Source organism: Burkholderia pseudomultivorans (genome assembly GCF_902499075.1).
Lineage (GTDB): Bacteria > Pseudomonadota > Gammaproteobacteria > Burkholderiales > Burkholderiaceae > Burkholderia > Burkholderia pseudomultivorans.
The window spans coordinates 110,662-126,388 of sequence record NZ_CABVPP010000011.1 but is presented as its reverse complement, the minus strand read 5'-3'; the positions used below and the strand labels follow the sequence as shown (position 1 = coordinate 126,388).

General features: G+C 66.4%; 16 protein-coding genes. 14 read left to right on the top strand and 2 right to left on the bottom strand.

All coding sequences use genetic code 11. From position 1 onward, the window contains the following. Together BST28156_RS10995 and lpdA are read left to right on the top strand one after the other, a co-directional pair. Positions 1–1,057: dihydrolipoyllysine-residue acetyltransferase (locus BST28156_RS10995; protein WP_174902218.1), on the top strand; the 1,057-nt coding region annotated here is incomplete at its 5' end. A gap of 268 nt (positions 1,058–1,325) precedes the next feature. After that, positions 1,326–3,104: a dihydrolipoyl dehydrogenase gene (gene lpdA / locus BST28156_RS10990; RefSeq protein WP_174902217.1), complete on the top strand. Its 1,779-nt coding sequence runs from the start codon at positions 1,326–1,328 to the stop codon at positions 3,102–3,104. Positions 3,105–3,284: 180 nt separating this feature from the next. Here the strand turns inward: lpdA and BST28156_RS10985 are convergent, their stop codons facing one another. Further along, positions 3,285–3,851 carry a phasin family protein gene (locus tag BST28156_RS10985; RefSeq protein ID WP_009691738.1) on the bottom strand — a complete coding sequence of 189 codons (567 nt, stop codon included), beginning with the start codon at positions 3,849–3,851 and terminating at the stop codon, positions 3,285–3,287. 651 nt (positions 3,852–4,502) lie between these two features. Here BST28156_RS10985 and pbpG point away from each other — a divergent pair. Further along, positions 4,503–5,663, top strand: a complete 1,161-nt coding sequence (pbpG, locus tag BST28156_RS10980) for a D-alanyl-D-alanine endopeptidase (RefSeq protein WP_174902216.1) — start codon at positions 4,503–4,505, stop codon at positions 5,661–5,663. Between the two features lie 104 nt (positions 5,664–5,767). Here the strand turns inward: pbpG and BST28156_RS10975 are convergent, their stop codons facing one another. Further along, the gene (locus BST28156_RS10975) at positions 5,768–6,577 is read right to left on the bottom strand and encodes an IclR family transcriptional regulator (protein WP_060245288.1); all 810 of its coding nucleotides are present in this window, start codon (positions 6,575–6,577) and stop codon (positions 5,768–5,770) included. 180 nt (positions 6,578–6,757) lie between these two features. On the opposite strand from BST28156_RS10975, the gene BST28156_RS10970 reads away from it, so the two are divergent. From BST28156_RS10970 to fdx, 11 genes are all read left to right on the top strand, one after another. Next, positions 6,758–7,480 (top strand): (Fe-S)-binding protein, encoded by a 723-nt coding sequence (locus BST28156_RS10970; protein WP_060245287.1) that lies wholly within the window; start codon positions 6,758–6,760, stop codon positions 7,478–7,480. A 35-nt stretch (positions 7,481–7,515) separates the two neighbouring features. Further along, positions 7,516–8,928 carry a lactate utilization protein B gene (locus tag BST28156_RS10965; RefSeq protein WP_174902215.1) on the top strand — a complete coding sequence of 471 codons (1,413 nt, stop codon included), beginning with the start codon at positions 7,516–7,518 and terminating at the stop codon, positions 8,926–8,928. Positions 8,929–9,058: 130 nt separating this feature from the next. After that, complete coding sequence (locus tag BST28156_RS10960; protein WP_060245285.1) at positions 9,059–9,286, top strand: hypothetical protein; 228 nt, start codon at positions 9,059–9,061, stop codon at positions 9,284–9,286. Positions 9,287–9,387: 101 nt separating this feature from the next. Beyond that, on the top strand, positions 9,388–9,870 hold the full coding sequence (locus tag BST28156_RS10955; RefSeq protein WP_174902214.1) for a low molecular weight protein-tyrosine-phosphatase: 483 nt from the start codon (positions 9,388–9,390) through the stop codon (positions 9,868–9,870). Positions 9,871–9,987: 117 nt separating this feature from the next. Next, complete coding sequence (gene iscR / locus BST28156_RS10950; protein WP_009691731.1) at positions 9,988–10,527, top strand: Fe-S cluster assembly transcriptional regulator IscR; 540 nt, start codon at positions 9,988–9,990, stop codon at positions 10,525–10,527. Between the two features lie 62 nt (positions 10,528–10,589). Beyond that, positions 10,590–11,813 (top strand): IscS subfamily cysteine desulfurase, encoded by a 1,224-nt coding sequence (locus BST28156_RS10945; RefSeq protein ID WP_009691730.1) that lies wholly within the window; start codon positions 10,590–10,592, stop codon positions 11,811–11,813. 70 nt (positions 11,814–11,883) lie between these two features. Next, the gene (gene iscU / locus BST28156_RS10940; protein ID WP_009691729.1) at positions 11,884–12,291 is read left to right on the top strand and encodes a Fe-S cluster assembly scaffold IscU; all 408 of its coding nucleotides are present in this window, start codon (positions 11,884–11,886) and stop codon (positions 12,289–12,291) included. A gap of 64 nt (positions 12,292–12,355) precedes the next feature. Further along, a complete protein-coding gene (gene iscA / locus BST28156_RS10935; RefSeq protein ID WP_009691728.1) occupies positions 12,356–12,679 on the top strand; it encodes an iron-sulfur cluster assembly protein IscA in 324 nt (107 codons plus the stop codon). A gap of 94 nt (positions 12,680–12,773) precedes the next feature. Continuing rightward, positions 12,774–13,301, top strand: coding sequence for a Fe-S protein assembly co-chaperone HscB (gene hscB, locus BST28156_RS10930; protein WP_174902213.1), 528 nt, complete (start codon positions 12,774–12,776; stop codon positions 13,299–13,301). Between the two features lie 54 nt (positions 13,302–13,355). Further along, complete coding sequence (gene hscA / locus BST28156_RS10925; protein ID WP_174902212.1) at positions 13,356–15,224, top strand: Fe-S protein assembly chaperone HscA; 1,869 nt, start codon at positions 13,356–13,358, stop codon at positions 15,222–15,224. Positions 15,225–15,317: 93 nt separating this feature from the next. Beyond that, positions 15,318–15,659, top strand: a complete 342-nt coding sequence (gene fdx / locus BST28156_RS10920; RefSeq protein WP_009691725.1) for an ISC system 2Fe-2S type ferredoxin — start codon at positions 15,318–15,320, stop codon at positions 15,657–15,659. Positions 15,660–15,727 lie beyond the last annotated feature (68 nt).

Below are 15,727 nucleotides of genomic sequence, written 5' to 3'. Positions count from 1 at the left end.
GGCTGCGGCACCCAGCGCACCGGCTCCGGCCGCCGCCGCGCCCGCTGCGGCGCCCGCCGCTGCACCGGCGAAGGCGGCTGCGCCGGCCCCGGCGCCGGCTGCCGCCGCACCGGCTGCGGCGCCGTCGGGTGAATACCGCGCGAGCCACGCGTCGCCGTCGGTGCGCAAGTTCGCGCGCGAACTCGGCGTCGAGGTCGCACGCGTGCAGGGTACCGGTCCGAAGGGCCGCATCACGAAGGACGACATCACGGGCTTCGTGAAGGGCGTGATGTCGGGCCAGCGCGCGGCGCCGGCCGCAGCGGCCGCGTCGGCAGGCGGCGGCGAGCTGAACCTGCTGCCGTGGCCGAAGGTCGACTTCTCGAAGTTCGGCCCGTTCGAGGCGAAGCCGCTGTCGCGCATCAAGAAGATCTCGGGCGCGAACCTGCATCGCAACTGGGTGATGATCCCGCACGTCACGAACAACGACGAAGCCGACATCACCGAGCTCGAGGCGCTGCGCGTGCAGCTGAACAAGGAGCACGAGAAGGCGGGCGTGAAGTTCACGATGCTCGCGTTCGTGATCAAGGCGGTGGTGGCCGCGCTGAAGAAGTTCCCGACCTTCAACGCGAGCCTCGACGGCGACAACCTCGTGTTCAAGCAGTACTACCACATCGGTTTTGCGGCCGACACGCCGAACGGCCTCGTCGTGCCGGTGATCCGCGATGCGGACAAGAAGGGTCTCGTCGACATCGCGAAGGAAATGGCCGAGCTGTCGAAGGCCGCGCGCGAAGGCAAGCTGAAGCCGGACCAGATGCAGGGCGGCTGCTTCTCGATCTCGTCGCTCGGCGGGATCGGCGGCACGAACTTCACGCCGATCATCAACGCGCCGGAAGTGGCGATCCTCGGCTTGTCGCGCGGCCAGATGAAGCCGGTGTGGGACGGCAAGCAGTTCGTGCCGCGCCTGACGCTGCCGCTGTCGCTGTCGTACGACCATCGCGTGATCGACGGCGCGGAAGCCGCGCGGTTCAATGCGTATCTCGGCGCGTTGCTGGCGGATTTCCGTCGCATCATTCTTTGATGAGCTGAGGGGCTCGCGGGAGCGTGGGTTTTCGAGTCGGTGATCCACGCTCCATCGTTGAACGGGTTGGCTTGACGGTCTGCCAGCGTCGCCCCTGCGCGGGGCGGCGGTTACTTTTCTTTGTCTTCCAAAGAAAAGTAACCAAAAGAAAGGCGCGTCCTTGGGCGGACGGCAAAGGTGGTACTGCCGATGTCGTCGTCCGGTCAGGCCGTAGTTCAATCGCGGGTTTTCCTCCCTCTCTCAGCAGCCAAACAAGAAGGGGACGTACATGAGTCTCATCGAAGTCAAGGTTCCGGATATCGGCGATTTCAGCGGCGTCGATGTCATCGAAGTCAACGTGAAGCCGGGCGACGTGATCGAAAAAGAGCAGACGCTCATCACGCTCGAATCGGACAAGGCCTCCATGGAAGTGCCGAGCGACGTCGCCGGCACGGTCAAGGAAATCAAGATCAAGGCCGGCGACAAGGTCTCGCAAGGCACGGTCATCGCGCTCGTCGAAGCGTCGGCCGACGCGGCCGCGGCCGCGCCCGTGAAGGCAGCCGAACCGGCCAAGGCCGCGGCTCCGGCCGCCGCGCCCGCAGCCGCACCGGCCGCACCGGCGCCCGCACCGCAAGCCGGCAGCTACACCGGCGCCGCCGACATCGAGTGCGACATGCTCGTGCTCGGCGCCGGCCCCGGCGGCTACTCGGCCGCGTTCCGCGCCGCGGATCTCGGCATGAAGACGGTGCTCGTCGAGCGCTATTCGACGCTCGGCGGCGTGTGTCTCAACGTCGGCTGCATTCCGTCGAAGGCGCTGCTGCATACGTCGCTGGTCGTCGAAGAAGCCGCGGCGCTCGCGTCGCACGGCATCACGTTCGGCAAGCCGCAGGTCGATCTCGACAAGCTGCGCGACTTCAAGGGCGGCGTCGTCAAGAAGCTGACGACGGGCCTCGCCGGCATGGCCAAGGCGCGCAAGGTCGAGGTCGTCACCGGCGTCGGCGCGTTCGTCGATCCGTATCACATGGAAGTGCAGGGCGAAAACGGCAAGAAGGTCGTCAAGTTCAAGCAGGCGATCATCGCCGCAGGCTCGCAGGCCGTGAAGCTGCCGTTCATGCCGGAAGACCCGCGCGTCGTCGACTCGACCGGTGCGCTCGAACTGCGCCAACTGCCCAAGCGCATGCTCGTGATCGGCGGCGGCATCATCGGCCTCGAAATGGCGACGGTCTACTCGACGCTCGGCGCCGAGATCGACGTCGTCGAAATGATGGACGGCTTGATGATGGGCGCGGACCGCGACCTCGTGAAGGTCTGGGAAAAATACAACGCGAAGCGCTTCGGCAACGTGATGCTGAAGACCAAGACGGTCGGCGCGGAAGCGAAGGAAGACGGCATCTACGTGAAGTTCGAGGGCGAGAAGGCGCCGGCGGAAGCGCAGCGCTACGACCTCGTGCTCGTCGCGGTGGGCCGCAGCCCGAACGGCAAGAAGATCGGCGCCGACAAGGCCGGCGTCGCCGTCACGGACCGCGGCTTCATCGACGTCGACAAGCAGATGCGCACCAACGTCCCGCACATCTTCGCGATCGGCGACGTCGTCGGCCAGCCGATGCTCGCGCACAAGGCCGTGCATGAAGGCCACGTCGCAGCGGAAGCCGCGCACGGCGAGAAGGCGTACTTCGACGCACTGCAGATTCCGTCCGTCGCGTATACGGATCCGGAAGTCGCGTGGGCCGGCAAGACCGAAGACCAGTGCAAGGCCGAAGGCATCAAGTACGGCAAGGCCGTGTTCCCGTGGGCCGCATCGGGCCGCGCGATCGCGAACGGCCGCGACGAAGGCTTTACCAAGCTGATCTTCGACGAGGAAACCCATCGCGTGATCGGCGGCGGCATCGTCGGCCTGAACGCGGGCGACCTGATCAGCGAAGTGTGCCTCGCGGTCGAGATGGGCGCGGACGCGGAAGACATCGGCAAGACGATCCATCCGCACCCGACGCTCGGCGAATCGGTCGGCATGGCCGCCGAGCTGTACGAAGGCGTGTGCACGGACCTGCCGCCGCAACGCAAGAAGTAAGCAAGCCGCGTCGCCGGTTTCGCACCGGCCGCGAACGAACGCCGCCTGTCGGGTTGCCCCGGCAGGCGGCGTTTTTGTTTTCTCGTCGGCGGTCAGGGCAGCGCGGGGGCAGCTGTGTGCGCCGACGCCAAAAACGAAAAAGCCGCGCGAGTGCGCGGCTTTTTCAGGAGCGACGGACGCTTACGCGGCCGGCTTGGTCGAACGGCGCGACGCAGCGGCGTTCGCAGCCTTCGTCGCGACGGCGGCGGCGGCGTTGAAGTTCGTCTCGGCGATTTCGACGGCTTGCTTCGCAGCCTTCTGAACCGTTTCGTACGTGGTGTTCGCAGCGTTCAGTGCCGACTTCAGCGCAGCGACAGCCGTTTCCGAACCGGCCGGAGCGTTCTTCGCGACGTTGTCGACGAGCGCCTGGACCTTGCGGTTCTGCTCTTCGTATTGCGACTCCGCGACCTTCGCGAACTCGGCTTGCGTGGCCGACGCGATTTCATACAGGTGACGGCCGTACGACAGCACCTTTTCCGCGACCGGCTGCGTGAGGCTGGCTTGCAGCGCGATCAGTTCCTGCGCGTCCTTCACCGACAGCAGGCGCTGCGCGTTTTCCTGGCCCTCGGCCAGCGTCGACTTCACAACTTGCAGGTTGAGTTCGATCAGCTTTTCGACGCCTTCGAACGCCTTGGTCGTCAGACCGAACAGGCTTTCGAGGTTGGCTTTCTGTGCGGCGGCGATTTGCTCGGGGGTCAGCAAAGACATGTCAAGCTCCTGAAAAGCGATCGGGCGGATCGCAGGGTAAAGGGCACTACGCTGGGGAACCTCGGATGCGCGTGCTTTGTGCAACGCAGCAATGGAGCCTATTTTAGGGCAGAGAAAAACCTTGTCAAGCATTTTTTGTGCGTTGCACAATTGCGATAAAATATCGATAAAACAACGAGTTAACGCCGAGGTCCGGAATCGGTTTCAGCGACGCGCCGGAACGGTGCGGGCGGCCTCCGGGCGGCCGCGGCGCACCATGATCATGCACAGGTAAACCTGACGGGCCTGTGGAACGTTATCCTTCTGCTCCTGTCGAAAAGCGCGCCGTTTCGATGCGCACGCCGTGGCGACGCGCCAGCGCCGCGGTCGAGACCGGCGCCAGGCACGCCGAGCGCCGGATACGTAGTTCCCCCGCTTTAAAATGCCGCCGAAGTGACGTTATCTCAATTAACCGCGTGGTAATCGGGACACGGCACCGTTGGGCGGCGCATCCCATGATTTTTTTCGATGGGGGCGGGCGGGTCGATCGAGCGAATATTCGGCGACCCTTACAATCCGGTTTAAAGACGATCGGTAAGTGCCTAATATTGCTCTTTTTTTCAGCTTTAACTACACTGGCGGTAACCTCCCGCCCGCTTTGTCCAGACCCCAATGAAAGCCGAATCGTTTTCACCGCGCAGATTGTTGCAGAGCATGACGCTCGGCACGGCTGTGTCGGTCGCCGTCGCGTTGCTCGCGACCGCAGCGTCCGTCGCGCCCGCTGACGCCTTTGCTGCCACTGCGAAAGCCCACCAGACCGCCAAGAAGAAGGCCGTTGCACCTGCTGCGTCCGCGAAGCAGAAGTCGGCCAGGGCGGCCTCCGCCAAAGTCGCATCGGCCGAAGCGCCGCGCGCGAAGGCGTCGCGCAAGCGCGTGACGCTCGCGGCCAGTAACGTGCACGGCGGCCACCGCGGCGCGGTCCGCAAGGTCGCGTTCCAGCCGCGCCGGCCGACGGTCGGCCAGGCGTTCGGCCTGCACGACACGCCCGATGCGCTCGCGCTGCGTTCGAGCGTCGCGTACGTGGTCGACCAGAACACCGGCGAACCGCTGTTCGACAAGAATTCGCACGCGGTCGTGCCGATCGCGTCGATCTCGAAGCTGATGACGGCGATGGTCGTGCTCGACTCGAAGGCGCCGATGACCGACCAGATCGAGGTCACGGACGAAGACCGCGACTACGAGAAGGGCACGGGCTCGCGCCTGTCGGTCGGCTCGGTGCTGTCGCGCGAGGACATGCTGCACATCGCGCTGATGGCGTCGGAAAACCGCGCCGCGGCCGCGCTGTCGCGCTACTACCCGGGCGGCCGTCCGGCGTTCATCGCCGCGATGAACGCGAAGGCGAAATCGCTCGGCATGACCGATACCCATTTCGAGAATTCGACCGGCCTGTCGAGTTCGAACGTGTCGAGTGCGCGCGACCTGGTGAAGATGGTCAACGCGGCGTACCAGTACCCGCTGATCCGCCAGTTCTCGACCGACCGCACCTACGAGGTGTACACCGGCAAGCGCAACCTCGTATACAACAGCACGAACGCGCTGATCCGCGGCAACGGCTCGTGGGACATCGGCCTGCAGAAGACGGGCTTCATCAACGAAGCGGGCGAATGCCTGGTGATGCAGGCGACGATCCACGGCCGGCCGATGGTGATGGTGCTGCTCGACTCGTTCGGCAAGTACTCGCGCTTCGCCGACGCATCGCGTCTGCGCAACTGGCTCGACGCCGGCGGCGGCGAGCGCCTGACCGCGGCCAACACGCCGAGCGGCGGGACCTGATCGGGCGCGCGGCGGTGCGCCGCCGCATCGCACCCGGCAGACAGCAAAAAGCCCCGCAACCGCGGGGCTTTTCGCATTCGTCGGGCGCGCACCGCACCGCGGACTTACGCCTGCCGCTGCAACCCTTCCGTTTCCTTCGCGGCCTCGGGTCGGTAGCCGAGCGATTCCGAGATGGTCAGCGCGGTCCGGCTCAGCTGGCCGAGCCATGCGTCCTGCAGCCGGTCGGCCGGCGCCGACAGCGACAGGCCCGCGACCAGCTTGCCCGAATCGTCGTAGATGCCGGCTGCGATGCAGCGCACGCCGAGCTCCAGCTCCTCGTTGTCGCGCGCGCACGATTGCTGACGCACCAGCGTCAGCTCGCGCTCGAGCTTCGTCAGGTCGGTGATGCTGTTCTGCGTATGGCCGGAAAGCCCGGTACGCGTCGCGTAGGCGCGCACGCGCGAGGTTTCGTCGGCGGCGAGGAACAGCTTGCCGACCGACGTCAGGTGCAGCGGCGCGCGGCCGCCGATCGCGCGGACCACCTGCATGCCCGAGCGCTCCGAATACGCGCGCTCGATATAGACGATCTCGTCGCCCTGGCGTACCGACAGGTTCACGGTCTGGCCGGTGAGGCGGTGCAGCTCGCGCATCGGCATCAGCGCCGCGTCGCGCACCGACAGGCGCGCCTTCACGAGGTTGCCGAGCTCGAGCAGCCGCATGCCGAGCCGGTACGTGCCGGGATCGGAGCGGTCGACGAGGCGGCAGGTCACCATGTCGTTGAGGATGCGGTGCGCAGTCGATGGATGCAGTTCCGTGCGCTGCGCGAGTTCCTTCAGGCTGACGGGGTCGCTGTGCGCGGCAAGCGCGTCCAGCAACCGCATCATGCGTTCGATCACCTGGATCGACGTTTTGGAATCCGGGGTGGGTTGGCTCATGTCGGGGGAATCGGTTGACGCGTCATGCGAGGTTGGAACGATTGTATCTCGTATAGTGAAAAAAGCGAACGCCGTTCGAGGAAGTCCTCGTTTCCGCTCGTGCCGGCGCGTGCATGGTTCGGCGTTGGTCTGGCCGGCCAAAGCGCGGATAATGAGAGCCGTTTTCTCGAAGGAGCGCGTATGCGAGTCGGTTTGTTCGTGACCTGCCTGGTCGATCTGATGCGTCCCGAAATCGGTTTTTCCGCGCTCAAGCTGCTTCGCGACGCCGGCTACGAGGTGATCGTGCCGCCCGCGCAGACCTGCTGCGGCCAGCCGGCCTACAACTCGGGCGACCGCGCGCTCGCGCGCGATCTCGCCGAAAAGACGCTGCGCGAGTTCGAGCAGTTCGACTATGTCGTCGCGCCGTCGGGTTCGTGCGGCGGGATGATCCGCGCGCACTACGGCGACCTGTTCCGCGACGATCCCGAGCTGATGGGGCGCTATGCGCGGCTCCAGCAGAAAGTCTACGAACTGACCGATTTCCTTGCGAACGTCGCGAAAGTCACGCTCGCGCCGGGCGAGTTCACGGGCCCCGTCACCTATCACGATTCGTGCTCGGGCCTGCGCGAACTCGGCGTGAAGGCGCAGCCGCGGGCGCTGCTCGCGCAGCGCGGCGTCGCCGTCACCGAGATGAAGGACTGCGAGCACTGCTGCGGCTTCGGCGGCACCTTCGCGGTCAAGTACGGCGACATTTCGGCGGCGATCGCGGACGAGAAATGCGCGAACGTGCGCGCATCGGGCGCCGGCGCCGTGGTGCTCGGCGATCTCGGCTGCATGCTGAACATCGAAGGGCGGTTGCGCCGCACGGGCGACCGCGACACGCGCGTGCTGCACATCGCGCAGGTGCTGGCGGGCGACGTCTGACGCCCGGTTTCGCTCACATTTCCCCCGATACCGCGATGCAAGTCCAATCGATGCATTTCAAGGCGCGCGCCGGCCAGAAGCTGGCCGACCAGCGCCTGCAGCAGAACCTGAAGAAGCTGTCGACGAAGTTCGTGTCCGCGCGCGCGGACGCGATGACCGAGATCGACTTTCCGACGACGCGCGCCGCGCTGAAGGCGCGTCGCAACCGCGCACTCGAGAACCTCGACGTGTGGCTCGACGCGTTCGAGCGCGAGGCGACGCGGCGCGGCACGACGGTGCTGTACGCGGAAACCACCGCGGACGCCGCGCGGCTCGTCGCCGACATCGCGCGTCGTCACGACGTGAAGAAGGTCATCAAGACGAAGTCGATGGTGTCCGAGGAGATGCGCCTGAATGCGGTGCTCGCGGAAATGGGCGTGCAGTCGGTCGAGACCGACCTCGGCGAATATATCCTGCAGATCAACGACAACGAGCCGCCGAGCCACATCATCGCGCCCGTCGTGCACAAGGACAAGGACGAGATCGCCGACCTGTTCGCGCGCACCCATCATCGCGAGCGGCTGACCGAGATCCCGGACATGACGCGCGAGGCGCGCGAGATGCTGCGCCCGCAGTTCCTGTCGGCCGACATGGGCGTGACGGGCGGCAACTTCGTGATCGCGGAGACGGGCTCGGTCGCGCTCGTGACCAACGAAGGGAACGAGGGAATGTGCACGGTGATGCCGCGCGTGCATGTCGCGGTGACGGGCATCGAGAAGGTGCTGCCGACCCTCGAGGATCTCGCGACCGCGATGCGCCTGCTGCCGCGTTCGGCGACCGGCCAGAAGACGTCGAACTACTTCTCGTTGCTGACTGGCCCGCGCGGGCCGGGCGACGAGGACGGCCCCGAGCACAACTACGTGGTGCTGGTCGACGGCGGGCGGACCGGCCTGATCGGCGGCGAGTTCCAGGAGATGCTGCGCTGCATCCGCTGCGGCGCCTGCATGAATCATTGCCCGGTCTACCAGAAGGTCGGCGGCCATGCGTACGGCTGGGTCTATCCGGGGCCGATGGGCTCGGTGCTGACGCCGAGCTACGTCGGGCTCGACCGCGCGCTGGACCTGCCGCAGGCCGCGACGCTGTGCGGCGAATGCGACAGCGTGTGTCCGGCCGGGATCCCGCTGTCGCAGCTGCTGCGCACGCTGCGCGAGAAGCAGGTCGAACGGCATCTGCGCCCGTGGCGCGAGCGGGCGGCGCTCGCCGCCTGGGGTTTCGTCGCGCGCCGGCCGATGCTGTATGCGCTGACGACCAAGCTCGCGGTGCGCGTCCTCGAGCGGCTGGGCGGCGACGGCGGGATGCTGCGCCGCCTGCCGATGATGGGCGGCTGGATGGACACGCGCGACATGCCGACACCGACCGGACGCACGTTCCGCGAACTGTACGCGGCGTCGCAAAGCCACCTTGGCTGACCCACTGTTCACCCGGCGGCAACAGTGCATTCACTATTTACGTATTTATCCCGATAGATGCGGTCTATAGAATCTTGCCTGTAATCCCTGGAATAGGGTTCCGGGGCATCGGGTCAAGGAGGTCCGCATCATGAAAAAGACAATATCGATGTACTGGCCGCTGGCAATCGTCGTTCCGCTGGCTGCGGCGGCCTATCTGCATGCGATGGACAGTGCGCCGTCGCGCGGCCCGCTCGCGGTTCACCAGGCGTCCGCCGAACTGGCGCGCGCAGTGTCGTTCGGGCTCGTCGACGACGCCGTGAAGCCGCTGCCCGCCGCGTCGGGCGAGGTCATGCTGGCCGCGCCGAAGGCGCTGTAATGCAGGCCGCCGTCGCTTTGCGCGGCGGCGCGATTGCGGGCGCCTTTGTATAATGGCGCGTTCTGCTCCCACGCGGTTCGCCGCGGCTTTCCGATAGTGCGATGACCCGCGTAGCAATCTGTTTCGTCTGCCTCGGCAACATCTGCCGTTCGCCCACCGCGGAAGGCGTGATGCGCCATCAGGTGGAGGCCGCCGGCCTGGCGGGTGGGATCGACGTCGATTCGGCCGGCACCGGCGACTGGCATGTCGGCGAGCCGCCCGACACGCGCGCGCAGGCGGCGGCGCGCCTGCGCGGCTACGATCTGTCGGCGCTGCGCGCGCGCCAGGTGAGCGCGGCCGATTTCGAGCGCTTCGACCTGCTGCTCGCGATGGACGAGGCCAATCTCGCGGAATTGCGCCGCCGTTGCCCGCCGCAGCATCGCGACAAGGTCCGCCTGCTGATGGAATTCGCGCCGGGCGCGGCCGAGACCGAAGTGGCCGACCCGTATTTCGGCGGCGCGCAGGGCTTCGAACAGGTGCTCGACCAGGTCGAGCGCGCGTGCGAGGGCCTGCTGCAGACGCTCCGGACCCGCATCGCCCGCTGATCGCCGCACGGTATTCAGCGATCTGCGAATACCCTGCCGAAGACATGGATACTTGACTAAAAACGTCAAATATTTATACTTGACCAAAATCGTCAAGATTGCAGTCCCCTAGACACCATGAGACTCACCACCAAAGGCCGTTTCGCCGTCACGGCGATGATCGACTTGGCACTGCGCCAGGAGCAGGGCCCGGTGACGCTTGCAGGCATCAGCCAGCGCCAGCGGATTTCGCTCTCGTATCTCGAACAGCTGTTCGGCAAGCTGCGCCGGCATGAAATCGTCGAATCCGTGCGTGGCCCGGGCGGCGGTTACAACCTCGCGCGCCGCGCGCAGGACGTCACCGTCGCCGACATCATCATCGCGGTCGACGAACCGCTCGACGCCACGCAATGCGGCGGCAAAGGCACGTGCGACGGCTCGAAGCAGCCGGACGGCCATTGCATGACGCACGAGCTGTGGTCGACGCTGAACCAGAAGATGGTCGAATACCTCGATTCGGTTTCGCTGCAGGATCTCGTCGATCAGCAGCGCGCCCGCGAGGGCGCGCCCGCGGTGCTGCGCGATCGGCGCACGCCGGAGCCCGTCGCCGCGCCGGCCGAGCCCGTGCGCACGATGCCGCTCGGCCCGAATTCGGTGTTCAACATCGCGAGCTCGTGAGCGCGACCGCACACGACCCCAATAACGCACATAGTCCCTGCACAGAATATCCGGAGCGACAGATGACCCAACAGACTCTCCACCTGCCCATCTACATGGATTACAGCGCGACGACGCCGGTCGATCCGCGCGTGGTCGACAAGATGGTGCCGTACCTGCGCGAGCAGTTCGGCAACCCGGCGTCGCGCAGCCACGCGTACGGCTGGGATGCGGAGCGCGCGGTCGAGGAAGCGCGCGAGCAGGTGGCTGCGCTCGTGAACGCGGATCCGCGCGAGATCATCTGGACCTCGGGCGCGACGGAATCGGACAATCTTGCGATCAAGGGCGCCGCGAATTTCTACAAGGGCAAGGGCAAGCACATCGTCACGGTGAAGACGGAGCACAAGGCCGTGCTCGACACCTGCCGCGAGCTCGAGCGCGACGGTTTCGAGGTCACCTACCTCGACGTGAAGGACAACGGCCTGATCGACCTCGACGTGCTGAAGGCCGCGCTGCGCCCGGATACGATCCTCGTGTCGGTGATGCACGTGAACAACGAGATCGGCGTGATCCAGGACATCGAGACGATCGGCGAGATCTGCCGCGAGAAGGGCATCGTGTTCCACGTCGATGCCGCGCAGGCGACCGGCAAGGTCGAGATCGACCTCGCGAAGCTGAAGGTCGACCTGATGTCGTTCTCCGCGCACAAGACCTACGGGCCGAAGGGCATCGGCGCGCTGTACGTGCGCCGCAAGCCGCGCGTGCGCATCGAGGCGCAGATGCACGGCGGCGGCCACGAGCGCGGGATGCGCTCGGGCACGCTGCCGACGCACCAGATCGTCGGCATGGGCGAGGCGTTCCGCATCGCGCGCGAGGAAATGGCGACCGAGAACGAGCGCATCCGCATGCTGCGCGACAAGCTGCTGCGCGGCCTGTCGCAGATCGAGGAAACGTACGTGAACGGCGACATGGAGCACCGTATCCCGCACAACCTCAACATCAGTTTCAACTTCGTCGAAGGCGAGTCGCTGATCATGGCGATCAAGGACGTCGCGGTGTCGTCGGGTTCGGCGTGCACGTCGGCGTCGCTGGAGCCGTCGTACGTGCTGCGTGCGCTCGGCCGCAACGACGAACTCGCGCACAGCTCGATCCGCTTCACGGTCGGCCGCTTCACGACGGAGCAGGAAGTCGACTACGTGATCGAGCTGCTGAACAGCAAGATCGCGAAGCTGCGCGAGCTGTCGCCGCTCTGGGAAATGCACCAGGAAGGCATCGATCTGTCGACGATCGAATGGGCCGCACACTGAGCACCGCATATCGAACATACCCGCGGGCGGATTCGCGCACGCAGACGTAACGAGTCAAGGAGTCTGAGTCATGTCTTACAGCAACAAGGTTCTGGATCACTACGAAAACCCGCGTAACGTCGGTTCGTTCGCGAAGGACGACGACGCGGTCGGCACGGGCATGGTCGGCGCGCCGGCCTGCGGCGACGTGATGAAGCTGCAGATCCGCGTCGGCGCGGACGGCGTGATCGAAGATGCGAAGTTCAAGACCTACGGCTGCGGTTCGGCAATCGCGTCGAGCTCGCTCGTGACCGAGTGGGTGAAGGGCAAGACGCTCGACGAAGCGCTGTCGATCAAGAACACGCAGATCGCCGAGGAACTCGCGCTGCCGCCGGTGAAGATTCACTGCTCGATCCTCGCGGAAGACGCGATCAAGGCAGCCGTGGCCGACTACAAGAAGCGCCACGACACGAAGGAAGGCGATCAGGCAGCGGCCTGAGCGGCATCGAGCGGCTTCTGAAGGAACGCGGCGCGCCCCGGCGGCACGCCGCGGCAAGGACATCATGGCAATTACACTGACCGAAAAAGCAGCACAGCACGTCCAGAAATACCTCGTCCGTCGCGGCAAGGGTGTGGGCCTGCGGCTTGGCGTCCGCACGACCGGATGCTCGGGGCTCGCGTACAAGCTCGAGTATGTCGACGAGCTCGCCCCCGAGGATCAGGTGTTCGAGAGCCATGGCGTGAAGGTCGTGGTCGATCCGAAGAGCCTCGCGTATATCGACGGCACCGAGCTCGATTTCGCGCGCGAGGGCCTGAACGAAGGGTTCCGCTTCAACAACCCGAACGTGAAGGACGAGTGCGGCTGCGGCGAATCGTTCCGCGTGTGACGCGGATGGCCGCGCGATGCGGGCACGAGGCGGCAAGGGCCGCCTTTTTAATGTGCGGCGTTTGCCGCGCGACGAACCGGAATTGAACGCGACGATGGTTTCGCTGAAAGACAGCCACTTCGACCTGTTTCACCTGCCGGCGCAATTCGCGCTCGACGACGCGGCGCTCGACGCCGCCTATCGCACGGTGCAGACGCAGGTGCATCCGGACCGCTTCGCGGCGGCCGGCGACGCGCAAAAGCGCATCGCGATGCAGTGGGCCACCCGCGCGAACGAGGCGTACCGCACGCTGCGCGATCCGCTCAAGCGCGGCACCTATCTGCTGTCGCTGCGCGGCGTCGACATCGGCGCGGAAAACAATACCGCGATGGAGCCCGCGTTCCTGATGCAGCAGATGGAATGGCGCGAAGCCATCGAGGATGCCGCGGCCGCCCGCAACGTCGACGCGCTCGATGCGCTGCTGGCCGAGCTGCGCGACGAGAAGCGCGCGCGGCTCGAGCGCCTCGGCACGCTGCTCGACAGCGGCGCCGACCAGGCCGCCGCGGAGGCCGTGCGCCAACTGATGTTCATCGAGCGGGTCGCGTCGGAAGTGAGCGCGCAGATCGAGCGCCTCGAAACTTAACCGCGTGCCTCGCGGCACGCGCAGCAAACGGGCCGAGCGCCCGAACGAACCAAGATGGCTTTACTGCAAATTTCCGAACCGGGCATGGCGCCGGCGCCGCACCAGCGGCGACTCGCCGTCGGAATCGATCTCGGCACGACGAACTCGCTCGTCGCGGCCGTGCGCAACAGCGTGCCGGAAGTGCTGCCGGACGAGGCGGGCCGCGTGCTGCTGCCGTCGGTGGTCCGTTATCTGGAGAAGGGCGGCCGTCGCATCGGCCACGAAGCGAAGGAACAGGCCGCGACCGATCCGCGCAACACGATCGTGTCGGTCAAGCGCTTCATGGGCCGCGGCAAGGCCGAGGTCGAAGGCGCGGCGAATGCGCCGTACGAATTCGTCGATGCGCCGGGCATGGTGCAGATTCGCACGATCGACGGCGTGAAGAGCCCGGTCGAGGTGTCGGCCGAGATTCTCGCGACGCTGCGCTATCGCGCCGAAGACACGCTCGGCGACGAGCTGGTCGGCGCGGTGATCACGGTGCCCGCCTATTTCGACGATGCGCAGCGCCAGGCGACCAAGGACGCCGCGCGCCTCGCGGGCCTCAACGTGCTGCGCCTGCTGAACGAGCCGACCGCGGCGGCGATCGCCTACGGTCTCGACAACGCGGCCGAAGGTCTCTATGCGGTGTACGACCTCGGCGGCGGCACCTTCGACCTGTCGATCCTGAAGCTGACGAAGGGCGTGTTCGAGGTGCTGGCTGCGGGCGGCGACTCCGCGCTCGGCGGCGACGATTTCGACCATGCGCTGTTCGGGCACGTGCTCGCGCAGGGCGGCATCGACGCGAAGACGCTCGCGCCGGAAGACGTGCGGCTGCTGCTCGACCGCGTGCGCGTGCTGAAGGAAGCGCTGTCGTCGGCGCCGCAGGCCACGCTCGACGTGACGCTGTCGAGCGGCGCGCACCTCGTGCAGACGATTTCGCACGACACGTTCGCGTCGCTGGTCGAGCCGCTCGTGCAGCGCACGCTGGCGCCGACCCGCAAGGCGCTGCGCGACGCGCAGGTTACGCCGGCCGACATCAAGGGCGTCGTGCTCGTCGGCGGCGCGACGCGCATGCCGGTGATCCGCGAAGCCGTGGAGAAATACTTCGGCCAGCCGCCGCTCGTCAATCTCGATCCGGACCAGGTCGTCGCGCTCGGCGCGGCCATCCAGGCCGACCTGCTGGCGGGCAACCGCGGCAGCGGCGACGACTGGCTGCTGCTCGACGTGATTCCGCTGTCGCTCGGTGTCGAGACGATGGGCGGCCTCGTCGAGAAGATCATCCCGCGCAATTCGACGATTCCGATCGCGCGCGCGCAGGAATTCACCACGTTCAAGGACGGCCAGACCGCGATGGCGATCCACGTCGTGCAGGGCGAGCGCGAGCTCGTCGCCGACTGCCGGTCGCTCGCGCGCTTCGAGCTGCGCGGCATTCCGCCGATGACGGCCGGTGCGGCGCGCATCCGCGTGACCTATCAGGTCGATGCGGACGGGCTGCTGTCGGTATTCGCGCGCGAGCAGCATTCGGGCGTCGAGGCGTCGGTCGTCGTGAAGCCGTCCTACGGCCTCGCCGACGACGACATCGCGAAAATGCTCGAGGACAGCTTCAAGACCGCCGAGATCGACATGCGCGCCCGCGCGCTGCGCGAAGCGCAGGTCGAAGCGCAGCGGATGATCGAGGCGACGGAAGCCGCGCTCGCGGCCGACGGCGAACTGCTCGACGCGGCCGAGCGTGCGGAAGTGGACGCGCGCGTCGCGGCGCTGCGCGCGATCGCACAGCGCGACGACGCGGATGCGATCGAGGCGTCGACCAAGGCGCTGGCCGACGGCACCGACGAATTCGCGGCGCGCCGGATGGACAAGAGCATCAAGCGCGCGCTGTCGGGCCGCCGGCTCGACGAGATCTGAACGAAGAATGCAGCGCGCGCCGGCCGGTGACGGCCCGCGCGCGATATTGAACCGTGCGGCGCATGACGCCGCACCCTGACTGACGGAACGGACATGCCTCAACTGGTGGTGCTGCCTCACGTCGAACTGTGCCCGGACGGCGCGGTGATCGACGCGACGCCCGGCAAGAGTATTTGCGACAACCTGCTCGACAACGGCATCGAGATCGAGCACGCGTGCGAGAAGTCGTGCGCGTGCACGACGTGCCACGTGGTGATCCGCGAAGGCTTCAACGATCTCGAGCCGTCCGAAGAGGACGAGGACGACCTGCTCGACAAGGCGTGGGGCCTCGAGCCGACGTCGCGCCTGTCGTGCCAGGCGATCGTGACGGAGGATTCGGACCTCGTGGTCGAGATTCCGAAGTACTCGATCAATCACGCGAAGGAAAATCACTGAGCGCGCTGCATGCGACCTGACCCGCTGCCGCTGCGCCGGCGCGGGTCGATTTCGGGATGACAAGGAGA